Origin of the sequence: Faecalicatena faecalis (assembly GCF_012524165.2) — a bacterium.
GTDB classification, from domain to species: domain Bacteria; phylum Bacillota; class Clostridia; order Lachnospirales; family Lachnospiraceae; genus Faecalicatena_A; species Faecalicatena_A faecalis.
Genome location: NZ_JABACJ020000041.1, coordinates 1 through 19,278 on the forward strand (window position 1 = coordinate 1; position 19,278 = coordinate 19,278).

The 19,278-nt window shown below is 42.8% G+C and carries 12 protein-coding genes; 11 read left to right on the plus strand and 1 reads right to left on the minus strand.

Going from position 1 to position 19,278, the window contains the following annotated elements; all coding sequences use genetic code 11:
- Positions 1–380 precede the first annotated feature (380 nt).
- The 3 genes from HGO97_RS22820 (at position 381) to HGO97_RS22830 (ending at position 6,016) form a co-directional block, all read left to right on the plus strand.
- Entirely contained in the window at positions 381–1,121 is a 741-nt protein-coding gene (locus tag HGO97_RS22820) for a peptidylprolyl isomerase (protein ID WP_216245485.1), read from the plus strand.
- A gap of 220 nt (positions 1,122–1,341) precedes the next feature.
- Positions 1,342–4,356 carry an Eco57I restriction-modification methylase domain-containing protein gene (locus HGO97_RS22825; RefSeq protein WP_216245488.1) on the plus strand — a complete coding sequence of 1,005 codons (3,015 nt, stop codon included), beginning with the start codon at positions 1,342–1,344 and terminating at the stop codon, positions 4,354–4,356.
- Positions 4,357–4,366: 10 nt separating this feature from the next.
- Complete coding sequence (locus tag HGO97_RS22830) at positions 4,367–6,016, plus strand: Eco57I restriction-modification methylase domain-containing protein (protein ID WP_216245490.1); 1,650 nt, start codon at positions 4,367–4,369, stop codon at positions 6,014–6,016.
- Between the two features lie 73 nt (positions 6,017–6,089).
- On the opposite strand, the gene HGO97_RS22835 is transcribed toward HGO97_RS22830, so the two are convergent.
- The gene (locus HGO97_RS22835; protein ID WP_216245491.1) at positions 6,090–6,785 is read right to left on the minus strand and encodes a helix-turn-helix domain-containing protein; all 696 of its coding nucleotides are present in this window, start codon (positions 6,783–6,785) and stop codon (positions 6,090–6,092) included.
- Positions 6,786–7,007: 222 nt separating this feature from the next.
- Here HGO97_RS22835 and HGO97_RS22840 point away from each other — a divergent pair, with 222 nt between their 5' ends.
- From HGO97_RS22840 to HGO97_RS22875, 8 genes are all read left to right on the plus strand, one after another.
- Positions 7,008–8,405, plus strand: a complete 1,398-nt coding sequence (locus HGO97_RS22840; RefSeq protein WP_216245492.1) for an aminopeptidase — start codon at positions 7,008–7,010, stop codon at positions 8,403–8,405.
- 33 nt (positions 8,406–8,438) lie between these two features.
- Entirely contained in the window at positions 8,439–9,953 is a 1,515-nt protein-coding gene (yjeM, locus tag HGO97_RS22845) for a glutamate/gamma-aminobutyrate family transporter YjeM (protein WP_216245493.1), read from the plus strand.
- Between the two features lie 191 nt (positions 9,954–10,144).
- Positions 10,145–11,497 carry an FAD-dependent oxidoreductase gene (locus HGO97_RS22850; RefSeq protein WP_216245494.1) on the plus strand — a complete coding sequence of 451 codons (1,353 nt, stop codon included), beginning with the start codon at positions 10,145–10,147 and terminating at the stop codon, positions 11,495–11,497.
- 143 nt (positions 11,498–11,640) lie between these two features.
- The gene (locus tag HGO97_RS22855) at positions 11,641–13,008 is read left to right on the plus strand and encodes a cytochrome c biogenesis protein/redoxin (RefSeq protein ID WP_216245495.1); all 1,368 of its coding nucleotides are present in this window, start codon (positions 11,641–11,643) and stop codon (positions 13,006–13,008) included.
- Between the two features lie 121 nt (positions 13,009–13,129).
- Positions 13,130–13,777, plus strand: coding sequence for a TetR/AcrR family transcriptional regulator (locus HGO97_RS22860; protein ID WP_216245496.1), 648 nt, complete (start codon positions 13,130–13,132; stop codon positions 13,775–13,777).
- Positions 13,778–13,943: 166 nt separating this feature from the next.
- The gene (locus tag HGO97_RS22865; protein ID WP_168866754.1) at positions 13,944–15,239 is read left to right on the plus strand and encodes an MFS transporter; all 1,296 of its coding nucleotides are present in this window, start codon (positions 13,944–13,946) and stop codon (positions 15,237–15,239) included.
- Positions 15,240–15,251: 12 nt separating this feature from the next.
- Positions 15,252–17,297: a CocE/NonD family hydrolase gene (locus HGO97_RS22870; protein ID WP_216245497.1), complete on the plus strand. Its 2,046-nt coding sequence runs from the start codon at positions 15,252–15,254 to the stop codon at positions 17,295–17,297.
- Between the two features lie 3 nt (positions 17,298–17,300).
- Complete coding sequence (locus HGO97_RS22875; RefSeq protein ID WP_216245499.1) at positions 17,301–18,692, plus strand: amino acid permease; 1,392 nt, start codon at positions 17,301–17,303, stop codon at positions 18,690–18,692.
- Positions 18,693–19,278 lie beyond the last annotated feature (586 nt).

Below are 19,278 nucleotides of genomic sequence, written 5' to 3' on the forward strand. Positions count from 1 at the left end.
GTAGATAGGGCAGAGGTGGAAGTGCAGTAATGCATGGAGCTGACTGTTACTAATAGGTCGAGGGCATAACCAAGCAAGGTGATAGGAAATGGATGTTTAAAGATTCTTTGTATGTAGTTTTGAAGGTACATCAGATAGATGGGATGAGAGGACGATACCGATTGGTATCGTTTTTTGTATGTGAAAATATATAAAGAATTGTGTGTATAAAAGAGGAAATGGAAAGAGTTATATACAGGTGAAGTGATTTCTAATAAATAATTTTGAGAGTATTCTCAAAATGAAGAGCAAAAGAGCCTGCTCCCATTCACAGATATCCCTTGCAACTTTTGCTAAACCAACCTATAATAGATATACTACATAAAAAGGAGAACACAGATATGAGTCAGGAAGTTTTAGCAGTTGTTGCAGGGGAAGAAATCACACAGGAGGAATTTGATGCATTTCTGCATACTGTGCCGAGAGACCGTCAGGCATATATTTCTAATCCGCAGTTCAGAAAGCAGTGCCTGGAGCAACTGATTGCTCTGCATTTATTTGCAAAGATGGGAGAGAATCTGGAATTGGACAAGACAGAGGAATATGAGAAGATTCTGGTCAACGCCAAGAGAGATATACTTGCCCAGATGGCAATGGCAGAGGTGATGAAGGACATCAAGGTCACTGATGAGGAGGCTGAGGATTACTATCATGCCAATCCAAAACAGTTCACAAGAGGTGCGACTGTCAGTGCAAAGCATATCCTTACAGAGACAGAAGAGACAAGCAGTTCTATTTTGGAATCTATCACAAGTGGTGAGAAGACATTTGAGGATGCTGCAAAGGAATTCTCTACATGTCCGTCAGGAGCTAAGGGCGGAGATTTAGGTGAATTTGGACAAGGCCAGATGGTGAAGGAATTTGAGGATGCTGCATTTGCAGCAGAAATCGGACATGTTGTAGGTCCAGTAAAGACACAGTTCGGATATCACTTGATTAAAGTAGAGGATAAGAAGGAGTCTTCTGATATGCCATTCGAAGATGTAAAAGAGAGCATCAAAATGAATCTCCTTCAGCAGAAGCAGAATGCCGCTTATTCGGATAAGGTGAATGAACTGAGAGCAAAATATGTTCAGGAATAGAAGATAATTTGAGAATATAATTTAATCTAAGAATATTCTGAAAATGGAGCGCAAAAGGGTCTGATCCCTATGCACTCCATTTTCAATTTTCTACATCCCAGGAGTTATTTTTATAGAAATGTCAGGCTGGATTTGTTATACTAAAAACATTGCAGGAAAATAGTCGGTATTTGTAAAGTTCTATAAACCGTTATATTACATACAGGAGTTAGATACATATATGGGGAAAGAAAGACTAGAGAAGCTGGTTTCAAAATATAGAAAAAGTATAGCATACTATCATGATTCTAAGAACGCATATAACGAGCAGAATTGTAGAGATGAGTATATCAGTCCATTTCTTGAATGTCTGGGGTGGGATGTTCAGAATACGAAGGGAACTCTGCCTCAATACCAGGAGGTTGTTTCAGAGAGATATTCGAATAGTGCGGAGCGGCCGGATTATACGCTGACATTGAATGGGGTATCCAGGTTGTTTGTGGAAGCGAAGAAGCCGGGAGTGGATATTACTGTGGATGCGGAGCCTGCCATGCAGACGAGACGTTATGGATGGAATGCGAAGCATAGGCTTTCGGTGCTTACGAATTTTGAATATCTTTTGATTTATGATACAACAAATAAGCCGGAAGCGGGGGAAGGGGCGTCGGCCTCTCTTTTCAGAAAGTATCATTATGAGGAATATGTGGAGCATTTTGAGGAAATCTATGATTTGATTTCCAGGGAAAGTGTATACAGCGGAAGATATGATGAATATGTGGAACAGCAGTTCCCGGGGGCTCAAAAGTATCAGACAGAGATTGATGGGACATTTTTAAACCAGATCAATGACTGGCGTCTGGAGCTTGGCAGATATCTGTATGCAGTGGATGAGAGATATCAGGATTTGGACAGGCTGAACGATGAGGTTCAGGCGTTCATCAACCAGATTATCTTTCTGCGCATTTGTGAGGATCGGAATTTGCCTTTATATAGAAGCCTCAAGGATGCTGCTAAAGATAAAGAAGAACTGAAAAGGGTATTGAACCAGATGTTCAAAGAGGCCGACAAGCGCTATGACTCAGGACTTTTTCGGGAAGAGAATCCTCTGTTTGATTTGGAAAACGATATGATTTTTGATATGGTGATGTCGTTATATTATCCCAAGACGCCGTATTTATTTCACATCATTGAGCCCGGGATATTGGGGAAAATCTATGAAAGCTTCCTGACAGAACGAATTGTATATGCAGATGGAGAAATCAGGCTGGCACAGAAGTTCGAGTATATTTATAAATCTGTCGTAAGTACTCCTCAGGAAGTTGTAAAGTATATGGTAAAGAATACGCTGGATAAGGTCTGCATAGGAAAAACACCGGGGGGGATTCGAAAGTTGAAAATTGTGGATCCCTCCTGTGGTTCTGGAATTTTTCTGGAGGAAGCGTATCAATATCTGGTAGATTACTGCACCCAGTGGTATGCTGTCAATAGGCCGGAATATCTTCTGGAACTGGGAAATGGACGAAAGAAGCTGCCTATAGAAGAGAAACGGGAACTTTTGGTCCATTGTATCTATGGTGTGGATATCGATATCCATGCCGTAGAGGTAGCCAAATTTTCACTTGTATTGAAGCTTCTGGAGGATGAAACGGAACCATCTGTAAAAGTGGTGAATCCTATTCTTCCAAACCTAGATGCCAATATCCATCATGGGAATGCTCTGGTCAGCAGAACGGCGCTATCAGAGTTGGATCCAACGGTTCAGGAATTGGTCGATATTGTTCCGTTTGACTGGGATGAAATCAATGGGGGAGAAAAGTTTGATGTTATTTTGGGAAATCCTCCTTATGTGAAGACAGAGGATATCAAGAAGCTTCATACACGAAAGGAACAGAAATTATATAATCAATACCAGAGTGCATACAGGCAGTATGATAAATACTTTTTGTTTATGGAGAAGGCCTTGGAGCTGATAAAAGAAAGCGGTTACATTTGTTATATTGTTCCTAATAAATGGATTCGTGTGGAATCGGGAGAGAGGCTGAGAGGTCTTTTGGCAGAACAGATTCTGGAAATCGATGATTTTGGATCTAAGCAGTTATTTGCAGAGAGAACGATTTACAGTTCCATAGTAACGATTGCCGGAGAAAAAAGTGAGAGACTGAGCTGCCATGAAGTGAAGGATCTGGTATCTCTGTGGACAAAAGGACGCACCGATGCGGTGTCGATTCCGAAGCAGCAGTTGAACTCACAGCCGTGGAAGCCAGCCGGAGAAGCATCTGTTACAGAACCATGGTTTATTACTGGGAACCAGGAGTATTATGATATACTGGAAGGAATCAAAGGGAAGACAGAAAGTATCACGGAACATATCGATATTTTTAACGGCATACAGACAAGCGCGGAGAAGATCTACCGAATTGATGGGAAAGAAATTGTAGCAGAGGACAGCCAATACGTAACCTTTGTCAAGAATGGGAAAGAATATACTGCGGAGAAGGCAGTACTACGTCCTTATTTTAAGCCGAACCGTTTGGAAAAGGAAGCTTTGTCATCTTATAGTAATATGAAGCTGCTGACAAAGACCTATAATATTTTTCCTTATGACAGGCAGGGGAATCTGATTGGAATCAAGGAGATGGAGACGTCATACCCGAAAGTGTGGGCGTATCTGTTGGAACATAAAGAAGCGCTCCTTCCCAAGTATCTGGGCGGAAAAAGGGATGTGCAGCCTCGTATGGGAGCTGAGCAGTGGTATTGCTATGGAAGGCGGCAGGCAATTACCAGCCTGAATGAACGGGTGAAAATCATTGTCGGGGTAAACCGGAAGAAGGATAACCCGCTGTATCTGCTGGATCATGACAATATGTTGATAGCGACCGGCGGGACAGCAGGCTACGCAGCTATTTCCAGCAAAGAAGGAAGCCCCTATGCTTTGGAATACATTCAGGCCTGGTTAGGTCATCCGCTGACTGATCTGTACCTGCAGATTATAGGCAGTGACTTTGAGGGAGAATTTATCGCCCGGGGAACCTATACGCTGCCGATGGTTCCTTTTGTAAAGCTGGACTTTGGACAAGAGGAACAGCGCAAGCTGTATGAGAATGTGGTCACCTCAAGCCAAAAAATCTATGAGATTAACAAGCAGTTAGAAGTGAGTGGAAATAAAGCAGTATGCAGTGTGTTAGAGAAGGAAAAGAAAAAGCTGATAGCGGATATCGAGGATGATATTACCCGGATATATCAGCAGAAATTTTAGGTGGGATATTATGAAATTAAGAGAACATAGCTCCGAACAGAAGTTAAGAGGTGCATATTATACTCCACTGCCGCTAGCAGAGATGATGATAGGTCTATTCAGGGACGATCCGGCAATTCGGACGGTCTTAGAGCCCAGTTGCGGCGATGGAGTGTTTGTGGATGGGCTGATCAGGACAGGGGCTATCGGACAGATCGAGGCTGTGACTGCGATTGAGATAGATGAGGCAGAAGCCTTGAAGGTATCAAAAAAGGTATCAGCGGGCATGTTGCCAAAGGACGAAAATCAGGAAAAGGTGACGGTCTTAAATCAGGATTTCTTTGAATTTTATCAGATGAATAAAGAAAACAGGTATGACTTGATTCTGGGGAATCCTCCTTATATCCGGTATCAGTACCTTTCAGAAGAACAGCGGGAGAGTATGTCGGCGATTTTGACCTCTCATGGAATGAAGGCGAATAAGCTTGTGAATACCTGGGTCGGCTTTCTGGTCGCATGTGTACAGATGCTAAGTGACAATGGACGGATCGTGTTCGTTATTCCTGCAGAAATCATGCAGGTGGCATATGCACAGGATTTGAGGCTGTTTCTGGCAGATTCGCTGTCTCGAATTACCCTGATTACGTTCGAGGAGCTGGTATTTCCCGATATTGAACAGGAGATTGTTGTTTTTATTGGGGAAAAGGGAGGCGATGAAAAGGGAATTCGGATTGTAGAGCTGAGTAATTTAAGTGATCTGGAGGAATTTGATCTACAGGCCAATGAGTTTCAGAAGATGCAGCATGTTCATGAAAAGTGGACCAAATATTTTACAAATAAGAAGGAGAACGAACTGATCCGAGATATTCGAAGTTACGAGCGGTTTCGGAAGCTGTCGGACATCGCAGTGATCAATGTCGGGATTACTACTGGGAATAATAAGTATTTCTCTGTGGACCAAAAGACGGTGGATCAATTTGAACTGGCGGGGACAGTACGTCCGCTGATTGGACGCAGCTCCCATGCGCACAGCGTCTATTTCAGGGAGAAGGACTGGAAGGAGAATGTGGAAGCGGGAAAAGCAGCATACTTGATTGATTTTCCAGATATTCCTTATAAAGACTATCCGAAAAAGTATAAGAAGTATATCAGACAGGGCGAGAAGGCGGGAGAACATACTGGGTATAAATGCTCCATCCGGGAGAGGTGGTACAGGATACCGTCAATTTGGGTACCGGATGCATTTTTCCTCAGACGGAATAACCTGTATCCGAAGTTCGTGTTAAACTGCTGCGATGCGGTATCAACGGATACGATGCACCGGATTAAATTCAAAGAAGGAATTGAGCCAGAGAGAATCGCATTGTCTTACTACAACAGTATTTCATTTGCCTTTACAGAGATCTGCGGTAGAAGCTATGGCGGCGGTGTACTGGAGATCCTGCCCGGCGAAGTCGGTGAGATCATGGTTCCAGACTTGGACAATGTACCGCTTGAGAAGGTAAAGGAGACATTAAAGCAGGTGGATCAGATCATTCGTAAAGATGAGGATATAGAGCAGGCGCTGGATCTGGTGGATGAGAACATACTTGTGACAGAAGTGGGCGTGTCCAAAGAAACCTGTGAGAATGCAAGAAAGATATGGAAGAAGCTTCAGCTAAGGAGATTGAAGCGGAGTTAGATATTTTAAGAATATTCTAAAAATGGAGAGCAAAAGGGTCAGGGCCCTTTGCTCTCCATTTTTGTAATTCAAGCTACAATACAAATTCACTGATGGTAAATACATTATATTTCTTCAATAATCTGACATCTTCCTTGGAAAAAACAAGTTCCTCCATGAGGTCGCTTTCTTTTTGTATACTGGAAGTAATCAGCACTTTTCTGGCACAGGGGTACATTGTGAACGAGGACAGACCTGCCAGAATCCCGATTTGGTGATCACTCTTAAAAAGTCCATTCATAGAGCACATCCAAATCTGTTCCATGGGATGAGAGAGGTTCTGCAGATTGTAATTGCGGCAGAGATCGAATTCCTTGCTGATTCCAGAATAAATGACTTTACAACGTCCCATAGTATGCAGATCTTCCATGTCGTAGAAAAGTTGTACGGAGTTTGTTTCAGAATCGGAGGAATGGAATTCTTCGAGAACACTTTTCATGATCCTTTGGCGTTTTCCATCAAAGGCATAGACGTACTGACGGTCTAGAAAATCAGCCTTTTCAGGTTCTGCATCCCGGATACAGGGAACTGCCAGAAGCTGAGCGGCAGGAATCTGGAAGATGGCGGCCAAATCAGCTATAGTATCCACATCAATAGAAATCAGGCCCTTTTCATACTTGGATATCGTGGAGCGGCTCTTATGGATTCGTTCTGCCAGCTCTTCCAAGGTATAACCATATGCCTGGCGGTATTTCCGAAGGTTATTTCCGACCGTTTCATTCATTGTCATATTTTTCGCCTCATTTCTTATAAATCCACTTTTTTATTAAAATTACACGAAATCATAAATTTTATCATAATATACGAAAAAATATGACTAAAATTCATTTATCATGATAATAATACGCTGAAAGTTTCCTGTCAAGACACTCGCCGTAATTTGATTTATAAATAAACTGCCAATAAAATATAAATTAGTTATTAAATTCATATAAAGTTGGAGGTGTGAATCATGCAAAAGGAGAGTGCATGGAAGACATACGGGCAGAAGGAATTGGAGGAGCTAAATCGTATCTGTGTGAGATACAAAGAATGTCTGGATATCGGAAAGACGGAACGGGAATGTGTCTCTCTGACAGTCACGATGGCGAAGGAGGCCGGATATCGTGATCTCAAGGAAGTGGTGAAAGAGAAAGGGACATTAAAGAAAGGCGACAAGGTATATGCTGTATGGATGGATAAGATGGCAGTCCTGTTTCAGATTGGGGAGGAACCGCTGTCACATGGGATGAACATCATAGGAGCACATATCGATTCACCACGTTTGGATGTGAAGCAAAATCCGTTGTATGAGACGGATGGTTTTGCTTATCTGGACACTCATTATTACGGCGGCATTAAAAAATATCAATGGGTCGCTCTTCCATTGGCACTGCATGGTGTTGTGGCATTAAAAGATGGGGAAATCGTCACAGTCAGCATCGGTGAAAAAGAGGACGATCCAGTCTTTGTCATCACGGACATCCTGATTCATCTTGCTGCAGAGCATATGGAAAAGAGTGCCACAAAGGTGATCGAGGGTGAGAATCTGGATCTGCTGATCGGGAATATTCCTTTGAAAGACAGGGATGATATCAAGGAGAAGGAAAAGGAAGCAGTCAAGGCAAATGTACTCGAAATGTTAAAAACACAGTATCACATAGAGGAAGAGGATTTTCAGTCTGCAGAATTGGAAATCGTGCCAGCCGGGAAAGCGAGAGATATGGGGATCGATCGCAGTATGATTCTGGCATATGGACAGGATGACCGAATCTGCGCATTTACCTCCCTGTTCGCCATGTTAGATGCAAGGGATTTGAAACGCACAGGGGTATGTCTCTTGGTGGATAAGGAGGAAATCGGAAGCGTGGGGGCTACCGGTATGCAATCCAGGTTTTTTGAAAACACAGTTGCGGAGCTGATTGCTTTGACAGAAGGGGAATCTGATCTGAAGGTGAGAAGGGCTCTTGCACATTCGAGAATGCTGTCATCAGACGTAAGTTCAGCCTATGACCCATTGTATGCAGACTGTTATGACAAACGAAGCGCTGGATTTTTCGGAAAAGGTCTTTCCTTCTGTAAGTTCACAGGCAGCAAAGGAAAAGCAGGATCAAATGATGCAAATGCGGAATATATCGCGGTATTGCGCAGAATATTGGATGAAGCAGGCGTCGCTTATCAATTTGAAGAATTGGGGAAGGTTGATGTAGGCGGCGGTGGTACGATTGCGTATATTATGGCAAATTATGGTATGGAAGTCATTGACAGCGGAATTGCCCTTCTTTGTATGCACGCACCTTACGAGGTCAGCAGCAAGGCAGACATTTATGAGGCGGTAAAAGGATACCGGGCATTTTTAGCAAACGCATAAGAAAAAACTTATAACATTGGGAGGTAAAAGGTAATGTCGGCAAAAACGAAGAAATTAACAATGGGGGCATTGATCCTCATGATTTTTACATCTGTATATGGGTTTAATAACATGCCCCGGTCATTTTATTTGATGGGATATGGGGCAATCCCGTTCTACATTTTGTCAGCGGTGGTTTTCTTCGTACCGTTTGCGTTTATGGTAGCAGAGTATGGATCTGCATTCAAAGATGAAAAGGGTGGTATCTTTTCCTGGATGCAGATCTGTGTAAATACAAAATATGCTTTTGTTGCAACTTTTATGTGGTATACATCATATGTCATCTGGCTGGTCAATATTGCATCTGGAATCATGATTCCACTATCCAATGCAATATTTGGCACGGATACGACATCAAAATGGAGCCTGTTCGGATTATCCTCCACACAGACACTGGGAATCCTGGGAGTATGCTTTGTTATCGTCGTTACGTTTTTTGCAAGCAAGGGAATGAAAAACATCCAGAAGGTCAGCTCTATCGGTGGTATTGCCTGTATGTTCCTGAATGTACTTTTGATTTTGGGAGCATTGCTGGTACTGATCGGTAATAAGGGACAGCTTGCCCAGCCGATTACATCGGCAGCTTCCTTTGTTGATTCTCCAAACCCGGAGTACGGCGGAGCACTGGCTGTATTGGCCTTTGTCGTATATGCATTGTTCGCATACGGCGGAACAGAAGCTGTCGGCGGTCTGGTAGATGAGACAGAAAATCCAGAAAAGAATTTTGGAAAAGGTCTAACGATTGCGGCTGTCATAGTGGCAATTGGTTATTCCGTCGGTATTTTCTGTGTTGGTATCTTTACGAGATGGAGTGATGTCCTTTCCGCAGAGACGGTCAATAAAGCAAATGCATCCTATATTATCATGAATAACTTAGGATATCAGCTCGGAGCGGCTTTTGGGGCGAGTACAAATGTCTGTGTACAAATGGGAAACTGGACGGCAAGGATCATGGGAATTTCAATTCTTCTGACCTTAGTAGGGGCAGTATTTACTCTGATCTATTCTCCATTAAAACAGTTGATCGAGGGAAGTCCCAAAGGACTTCTGCCGGAAAAATACTGTAAGATAGAAAATGGAATGCCAAAATATGCACTGAAAGTACAGGCGACCATCGCAATTGCATTTATCCTCCTTGTTTCTATGGGCGGAGATACAGTCAGTAAATTCTTCAATATTCTGGTATCTATGACCAATGTTGCCATGACACTTCCATACATGTTCATTGCGGCAGCGTTTATCAAATTTAAGAAGAATAAGGACATTAAAAAGCCGTTCGTAATCTTTAAGAATGATAAAGTAGCAATCGTATTCACAGTACTTGTAACAGCGACAGTCGGATTTGCGAACTTCTTCACAATCATCCAGCCGGCCATCGACGGGGATATAGCGACCACAGTATGGAGTATTTTAGGTCCTGTATTGTTTACAGCAGCCGCACTGATCTTACACAGCCGGTATGAAAAAAAGATGGCAGCAGGGAAGAATCCTGATGATACTGCAATATAGAACGAGTAGAAAATAATAGGATAGAGGTCATATACAGCCTTCCTGCAAGTCGGCAGTATATGGCCTTTTAAATTATCAGGAATTCTTTTTGCTTTTTTGAAAAAACTATTGACATCCTTAACTGTATCTGATATTGTTACAGTAACAACTGAAATAAAAATGGATACAGATAGATAAGGAGGATATCAGATATGAAATATAATGATGTGATCATCGGTTTTGGAAAAGGTGGAAAGACAATCGCCGGAGCATTGGGGAATGCAGGAAGAAAGGTGGTTCTGATTGAAAAATCGGATAAAATGTATGGAGGAACCTGCATCAATGTGGGATGTATTCCGACAAAGTCATTGATAAATAGTGCGAAGAAGGCAGTTTTAGGATGTACGGATGGGAAAAGCGCTTATCAGGATGCTGTTGCAAGAAAAACACAATTGGTAGAAAAACTGAGAAAGAAGAATTATCAGAAGCTTGATACGAATCCGAATGTAAGCGTAGTGAATGGAACTGCAAGTTTTATCTCTCCGCATGAAGTAGAGGTCGTAACGGAAAATGGCCGTATGGTGATTGAGGGAGAACGGTTTTTTATCAATACGGGTGCTTCCCCGTTTATCCCTCCGATCAAAGGAGTCGAGGGGAATCCTTATGTATATGTGAGCGAGACCCTGATGGATGTTACGGAACTGCCGGAGAGACTGGTCATCATCGGCGGCGGATATATTGGCGTTGAATTTGCATCTATCTATGCAAATTTTGGCACAAAAGTGACGATAATACAGGATGGGGCTGTATTCCTTCCAAGGGAGGATGCAGAGATAGCAGATGAGGTCAAGAAGAGTCTGGAAAAAAGAGGAGTCAGAGTCTTGACAGAGACGAAAGTACAGGAAGTGACAGAAGAGTCCGATCATGCTGCGGTCCATATTGAGACAAAGGAAGGGGAAGAAGTACTTTCGGCAAAAGCAGTACTTATTGCTACCGGACGCAGACCGAACACGAAGGGCCTGAATTTGGAGGCAGCAGGTGTGCAGGTCAATGAAAGAGGCGGCATTATTACAGACAATACAAGGACCACGACTGCACCGCATATATTTGCAATGGGGGATGTGGTCGGAGGGCTGCAGTTCACTTATATCTCACTGGATGATTATAGAATCGTGGCATCAAAAGTTTTAGGAGATGGCAGTTATACACTTGACAAAAGAGGAGCTGTACCATACAGTGTATTTCTAAATCCTCCTTTCTCCAGAGTCGGTATGAGTGAAAAAGAAGCTCTGGCAGCAGGATATAAGGTAAAGATCGCGAAGCTGCCTGTAGCAGCGATTCCAAAGGCACAGGTCCTGGAGCAGCCGGAGGGGATTTTGAAGGCCGTGATCGATGCGGATACGAGAAAAATCCTTGGTGCACATCTTTTCTGCGAAGAGTCACATGAGCTGATTAATCTGGTCAAGCTGGCTATGGATGCAGGACTTGAGTATACAGTACTTAAGAATATGATTTTTACTCATCCGACAATGGGAGAAGCATTGAACGATCTGTTCAATTTATAATGGCGGCAGGCAGAGGTTGTAAAGCGGATTTATCCGCCTTACACCATTTGTCTTGCTTGAGAGGATTTCTAATAATTTTCGGTATCGTTTGAGCCGGGATTATGCCACCAAATGAAAACTACTAAGAATAGGGAGAATGTAAGATGGGATTTTCATTAGATGTTAGCGTGCCGGTACTAACGGTATTTGTTCAGGGACTGCTAAGCTTCTTTTCCCCATGTGTCCTTCCGCTGATACCATTATATATCGGGTATCTTTCCGGCGGCACGAGGACAGTGGGAGAGGACGGGAAGGTTTATTTCAGCAGAAAAAAAGTAATGATCAACACATTGTTTTTCGTCATTGGAGTTAGCTTCACCTTTTTCCTGCTGGGCTTCGGAGCATCCGTGCTTGGCAACTTTTTCAAGGGGAGTCAGACCATGTTCGCAAGGATCGGAGGCATTCTGATCGTTCTGTTCGGACTCTATCAGCTCGGTATCTTCGGAAGATCCAAGATGCTCAGCCAGGAGCATCGCCTGCCCTTCCATCTGGATGCCCTGGCAATGTCACCATGGACGGCATTGGTCATGGGATTCACATTCAGTTTTGCATGGACCCCATGTGTAGGCCCGGCACTTTCCAGTGTCCTTTTGATGTCGGCTTCCGCGAGCACAAAGGTATGGGGATTTGTACTGATCGGAGTCTATACGCTGGGATTCGTTCTACCGTTCCTGGCAGTGGGCGTGTTCAGTACGACTCTTTTGGATCTGTTCAAAAGGCACAATAATGTAGTGAAATATACAGTGAAGGTCGGCGGTATCCTCATGATTCTGATGGGGGCCATGATGTTTACCGGGAAAATGAATGCAATTACAGGATATCTGTCTGATGTACAGACAGAGCAGCAGGCAGATGGCAAGAATGCCGGACAGAGTACAGATAAGAACGCCGGGCAGTCGTCCAAGCAGAAAGCTGATGAGCAGAAGGATTCCGGCAGTTCTGACCAGAAGAAGGCAGAATCCGGGGCACAGTCTCAGGATAAGACACAGGGAAGTTCATCTGATTCTCAGGAAAAAGAGCAGGAATTGTCCAATGCGATTGATTTTGAGTTAAAGGATCAGTATGGAAATGTGCATAAGCTTTCTGACTATAAAGGGAAGACAATCTTCATGAACTTCTGGGCAACATGGTGTCCGCCGTGCCGTGCGGAGATGCCGGACATTCAAAAGCTGTATGAATCTTACCAGAAGGAAGAGGACCCAGAGGTGGTGATTCTCGGAATAGCTGGACCTGGCTATGGACAGGAAAAGTCAGAGGATGAAGTAAAACAGTTCTTAACGGATAACGGTTATACCTATCCAGTACTGATGGACAATGGAGGCAGTCTGTTTGAGCAGTATGGAATCTATTCCTTCCCGACCACATTCATGATCACGAAGGAGGGAAAAATATTCGGGTATGTGAGTGGTCAGTTAAGTGAAGAAATCATGAAGAATATCATCGCACAGACCATATCAGGAAAACGGAATTAAAGCATTCAGATCAGCAACTCGTTCAATGCAGCAAGAGAGATAATAGACAGAATCTATAGTGACTTTATTGTTATAGTGTGCTAAAATGGAAAAGGAAAATTCATTGAGGAGAGGGAACATTATGAATACGAGGGACAGAATATTAGATGGTGCCCAACAACTTTTCTGGAAACATGGCTACACGAAGACAACGCTGAGGATGATTGCAAGGGAAGTGGATGTGAACTTGGGATTGCTGCCCTATTATTTCGACAAAAAGGAAAATATCGGGATTGAGATATATTCCCGGTTCATGAGTAAATTTTATGAAAGAATCCCTTACAAGGAGTATGATGTACAGAACAGTATTGAGCATTTACTCCTCACGTACCTGCTGCTGCAATATCAGATGAATCTGGAGCCCGGGCTTTTAAAATTATATGTAGAGCTAGTGAAAGAGGATGTTCTGAAATATTCAGTCGAGAGCTATACCTTTAAGTCTCTGGAACTGATTGAGCAGGAGTATCACCTGGAACTTAAGAGCCTGGATCTGGCAACTACGATCAGTATTATCAAAGGTGTGGAACGTGCCCTGATTGTGGGAAATATAGATGGAAAACTAGATATGGACTACTTTGATATCAACGTCAATCTTGTGAAATGTGCGCTGCTCTATCTTGGAATCGAACGCGGAGTGATTGATGAAAATATAGCAGTCGTGCGGAAAAAGTTGATGGAAAAGAAGATTGATTTTACAGTTTTCAATGGAGAAATTGCGGATGAGCATTAAAGGTGCTCATCCGTTTTTTTCTTATAGAAAAGTTTATTCCAAGCTAGGGGATAGAAAAAATATTTACTGATAGAAAAGTTTGATAAATTCTTGACAAATAGTCCTATTCTTGTTATTATACATGTATAATTTATACGCGTATAATATATAGAGAAGGAGAAACTATATGGGAGAGACACAACCTAGTTATAAGAAAAATCTCGGCAAGCTTCTGTTGATTGCATTTGCCGGGTCAATTATCTACGGTCTGCCGTATTTCAGGCAGTATTACTATGATGCCTATATGGAAATATACCATCTGAACAATACGCAGATGGGAACATTGGGGTCTGCATATGGGCTTTTGGGACTGGTTTCCTATTTTATCGGTGGAGTTCTGGCAGATCGATTTTCTGCAAAATGGCTGATGATCGGTTCTTTGATTGCAACCGGAATCGGCGGATTTGCACATTTATTTTTTACTGACTTTAAAGTGCTCGTCTGCATCTATGCACTCTGGGGACTGACCTCACTTTTGACCTTCTGGCCTGCCCTTTTAAAAATGATCCGTACACTTGCAAGTGACGAGGAACAGAGCCGTGCCTATGGTACATTTGAAGGTGGAAGGGGTGTTGCCAACGCATTACATATGGCAGCAGCGACTGCAATATTCGGCTTTTTTGAAGCAAAGATGATGGCTGGTGCAGGAATTAAATGGATTATCATTTTCTATTCCGTCTGCCCGATCATCTGTGGTATTCTATTCATCTTCCTTCTGAAGAATCCGGGGGGAACGGAGAAGACAGAAACAACGAAGATGAAAATGTCAGATATTATTCGTGTGTTGAAGATGCCGGCAGTATGGATGATGATTATTATTACATTTACAACGTATACCTTTAATATGTCCTATTTCTACATTACTCCATATGCGACCAATATCCTTGGTACGACAGCGGTACTGGCAGCAGTTTTGACCATATTGGCACAGTATGTAAGACCGGTCGCATCTACAGGCGGCGGCTTCCTGGCAGATAAATTTGGAAAGTCCAGACTCATGATCGTTGGATTTGCCTCCATGATCGTTGGTATGCTTTTGGTCATTTTAGTTCCGAAGCTGAGTTCAGGAATGCAGATCGCGGCGATGATACTGGCTTGTATCCTTGTTTATCTGGCGATGTATTCTAATTATGGTGTTTATTTCTCCATGCAGGCAGAGGGTGGTATCCCGATTGAAGTTTCAGGTATTGCAATCGGTGTGATCGCGACGGTAGGATACCTCCCAGAAGTGATCTGCCCATATGTAGCGGGCAAGACTTTAGATGCATTCGAGGGAGTTACGGGATATTATTACTATTTTACCGGAATGATCGTGATGGCAGTCATTGGTTGCATCACATGTGTAATCTGGTACCGCAAGTTCGGAAAAAAGGCATTGGCTGACAGTAAGAAGGCAGCCGTTGAAAGCAAAAAGGAAAATTAGGAGGAAACATAAATGAGCGTTGAAATCCATGAAAAAAAGATCATTACAGATTTACCATATGAAGTAGAAGTATTTGAAAATAAATGGCTCACTTTATCTGACGGGACACAGTTGTCTTATAGACTGTGGCTTCCGAAAACAGAAAATAAAGCGCCGACACCGGTAATCCTGGAGTACATTCCTTACAGAAAGCGTGATGGAACAAGAGGAAGAGATGAACCGATGCATGGCTTTTTCTCAGGCTACGGATATGCATGTATCCGTGTGGATATGAGAGGAACCGGAGAATCTGACGGCCTGATGCATGATGAATATCTACAGCAGGAACAGGATGATGCTTTAGAGGTATTAGACTGGATCAGCAAACAGCCGTGGTGTGATGGAAATATTGGTATGATGGGAAAATCATGGGGCGGATTTAATTCCCTCCAGGTAGCTGCTTTACAGCCGCCTGCACTGAAGGCAATCATCTGTGTTGGATTTACAGATGACAGATATAACCATGATATCCATTATAAGGGCGGTAACCTTTTGAATGATAATTTCTGGTGGGGTTCCATTATGGCTGCTTATCAGAGCAGACCAATCGATCCAGAAATTGCAGGGGATAAGTGGCATGACCTCTGGATGGACAGACTGGAAAATATGCCGTTCTTGATCAGCAACTGGACCAAACACCAGACAAGAGATGAATATTGGAAACATGGTTCTGTATGTGAAGATTACTCTGCAATCAAGGTGCCGGTATTTGCAATTGACGGATGGGCTGACTGCTATAGAAACACTCCGTTTAGTCTGATGAACGGCCTGGATGTGCCAAGAAAGGCGATTATCGGACCATGGGCACACGTATATGCACACGATGGAGATCCGCTTCCGGCTATGAGTTTCTTAGAAGAAGCTGTGAAATGGTGGGATAAATGGCTCAAGGGCATTGACAATGATACATTAGACTGCCCAATGATCCAGGCATGGATGGAAGACTATATGACACCAGATTCCCAGATGCCTGTCAGTGAAGGACGCTGGGTCGGTGTGGATTCCTGGCCGACAAAAGATACAGAAGACCAGACATATTTCCTTACAAGAGGAAAGATGATGGATGTTAAGAATGAGAAAACAGAAGTTGAGCTGCTCAAGACTCCATTGAACCACGGTATCTTAGGCGGAGAGTTCATGGGTGCCGGCGTTCACGGTGAGACTCCGAGCGATCAGAGAGTCGAAGACGGTATGGCTATGGTGTTCGACAGTGAAAAACTGGAGGAGCCGATCGAAGTATTAGGAGCCCCGATTTTCAAAGTCAGATTATCAGCGGATAAAGAAGATGCGATGATCTATGCTGCTTTAGAGGATGTGGCACCGGACGGAGCTGTCAGAAGAGTTTCTTATGGAGTTATGAATCTGACACATTTACAGGGACATGACAAGGTCGTAAAACTTGTACCGGGCGAAGAAGTAGATGTGACAGTGACATTGGACTGCTGCGCACACCGATTTGAGGCAGGACACAGATATAGACTGGCTCTTGCAACAAGCTACTGGCCGATGTTCTGGGTAAAACCAGAAGATGTGACCTTATCGCTTGACCTGTCCACTGCTGTACTTACCATTCCAAAGTTTGTTGGAAATGACTGCGAAGGACCGAACATGAAACCTGTCAGTGCAGCGTATACACCATGTACTGTCCTTTCAGAAGGACGTGTTGACAGAAGTGTAACTTATGACATTGTAAATGATGCATGGACATGTATTACAGATGGAGTAGGCGGGGTGTTCGGAGAAGGAATTTACCGTTTCGATGATATCGGAACTGTAATTGAACATAATTTAAAGAGAGAATTAACTCTGTCCAATAAGGACCCGCTATCAGCCAAATATGTCATTACTCAGAAAATGAAGCTTGGACGCGAGGGCTGGCTTGCGGATGCAGATATTATTACAGAGCAGACCGCGGACCATGATTACTTCTATATCACTTGCGATATGAAGGTGAAAGAGGGAGATCAGTTAATATTTGATAGAAAGTGGGAAAGCAAAATAGAAAGAAATGGAAACTAATATATGAAGAAGATTAAGTTAAAGACTCTCATTTTAGTGAATATTTCCGCCTTATTTGGTATCAGATGGATTGCAAAATCAACCTCCGATTCTTTTGGACTTGGTGTTGCGGCGATACCGATGTGGTTCATTTTTGCATTGCTGTTCTTTGTACCGCAGGCCCTGATCTGCGCAGAATTGTCCTCGGCTTATCCGAGTGACAGCGGGATGTATGTGTGGGTAAAAGCAGCCTTTGGAGAAAAATGGGGATTCATGGTATCCTGGCTGAATTGGACTTCAAAGCTGTTCTGGTATGCATCCTTTATGACGTTTTTTACCGTTAACATTGCCTATATGATAGGAAAGCCTGAAATCTTGGAGAATAAGTATCTGACGGTAGCAATTGCGGTGATTGTCTTTGTGACACTATCGATCCTTAGCATTAACGGATTGGCAAAGGTGAAGTTTTTGACGGGACTGGGAGCCTTTGGGTCTATGATCCCGGCGGCAATCCTAATTATCCTTGCGGTAGTTACGGTTTTTGCAGTCGGGGCAGAACCGGCCTCCTCCTATACGCTCCAGACGCTTACTCCGAAGATGAACGGGAATACACTGGTGGCAATATCGGCGATTATTTTTGGCTATACCGGTGGTGAAGTAGTTGCCAATTTCGTGACAGAGATTGAAAACCCACGTAAGAATTATCCGAAGGCAATCCTTTTATCTGCTGTACTTGTAGGAATTATTTATGTGATTGGCTCTATCGCCATTACGTCTCTGATGCCGACGAGTGAAATCAAGGCATCCACAGGAATTCTGGATGCAATCAGTATCGGTGCACAGAATGTTGGAATTGGTTCATGGTTGGTAAGGCTTGTGGCATTAGGTATTTCAGTTTCCATCTTAGGTGCAACGGTCATTTATATTGCTTCTCCGATTAAGATGTTGTTCGGCAGTGTCCCGGAGGGGATGTTCGGTAAGAAACTGACGGAGATGAATGAGGTCGGGATTCCGAAGAAGGCAGTGTACCTGCAGACTGCAATCGTGTCCCTGCTTTTGGTAGCAACCTCACTTTTTCCTGGGGTAGATGCGATATATAATATTTTGGTAACGATGACTGCTTTGACAGCTTTGTTCCCATATGTTATATTGATTCTTGCTTACATTGAGATTAAGAAGAAGGATATGATCAAAGATCCGGTATATATTTTTAATGATAATAAAAATATCTGCATCAATATAGCAAGAATTGTATTGTTTTTATGTGTCATAGGAATTATCTTTACCTGTTCACCGATCATGGGGGATTTCAAGATGAATCTTATCTATGAGATAGAAATGATCGGCGGTGGATTACTCGTGATGCTTTCAGGGCTGTGGCTCTGGAAGAAGTATGAAAAGAGAATACAAGCATAAAAAAAGACTTGGTTTTTGAAGTTTGAATGGATGGATATTCGTCTTAGGAAAAAGATGGGTATCCATCCGTTTTTTTATTTGCTTTTTTATGGGCCTTTGTATAGAGTTAGATTCTTATAAAATATCTTTTAGCAGGATTCCCTTTTTATAAGGGGGGAGGAAGAGTAAATGCAAAGAAAATGGAAAGAAAAGGAATATTTTGTTGACAAATGGCGGTGATGTGTGGTAATCTAACTAAGCTGTCGTTTGCGCACACCGTTAGATTTTATGTGTTTCTAATCATGTATTTGACATTCAATTTGAGATTGTAAAAAGTGGTTGACAAGCTTGAGGCAGTGTGGTAGCATATTAAAGCTGTCGCTTGAGGAAACGGTATCGACCGGGACTCGGCGGAAAAGAAAATGAAAAAAGTTCTTGACAAACAGCAAACGATATGATAATCTATAAAAGTTGCTGCTGACGACAATAACCGACGGCAGAGAACGACAAAAGGACCTTGATAATTAAACAATAGACAACAAACCCTTGAAAATTTCTTATAGAGAAAATTTTTAAGAACAAGCATCATTTATGATGCACCCATCAC

Bases quoted from the DNA above. Each gene is read 5' to 3' on its own strand.
- HGO97_RS22835 (WP_216245491.1), bottom strand. From the start codon at position 6,785: ATGACAATGAATGAAACGGTCGGAAATAACCTTCGGAAATACCGCCAG.
- HGO97_RS22820 (WP_216245485.1), top strand. From the start codon at position 381: ATGAGTCAGGAAGTTTTAGCAGTTGTTGCAGGGGAAGAAATCACACAG.
- HGO97_RS22875 (WP_216245499.1), top strand. From the start codon at position 17,301: ATGAAGAAGATTAAGTTAAAGACTCTCATTTTAGTGAATATTTCCGCC.
- HGO97_RS22855 (WP_216245495.1), top strand. From the start codon at position 11,641: ATGGGATTTTCATTAGATGTTAGCGTGCCGGTACTAACGGTATTTGTT.
- HGO97_RS22825 (WP_216245488.1), top strand. From the start codon at position 1,342: ATGGGGAAAGAAAGACTAGAGAAGCTGGTTTCAAAATATAGAAAAAGT.
- HGO97_RS22850 (WP_216245494.1), top strand. From the start codon at position 10,145: ATGAAATATAATGATGTGATCATCGGTTTTGGAAAAGGTGGAAAGACA.
- HGO97_RS22865 (WP_168866754.1), top strand. From the start codon at position 13,944: ATGGGAGAGACACAACCTAGTTATAAGAAAAATCTCGGCAAGCTTCTG.
- HGO97_RS22870 (WP_216245497.1), top strand. From the start codon at position 15,252: ATGAGCGTTGAAATCCATGAAAAAAAGATCATTACAGATTTACCATAT.
- HGO97_RS22860 (WP_216245496.1), top strand. From the start codon at position 13,130: ATGAATACGAGGGACAGAATATTAGATGGTGCCCAACAACTTTTCTGG.
- HGO97_RS22830 (WP_216245490.1), top strand. From the start codon at position 4,367: ATGAAATTAAGAGAACATAGCTCCGAACAGAAGTTAAGAGGTGCATAT.
- yjeM (WP_216245493.1), top strand. From the start codon at position 8,439: ATGTCGGCAAAAACGAAGAAATTAACAATGGGGGCATTGATCCTCATG.
- HGO97_RS22840 (WP_216245492.1), top strand. From the start codon at position 7,008: ATGCAAAAGGAGAGTGCATGGAAGACATACGGGCAGAAGGAATTGGAG.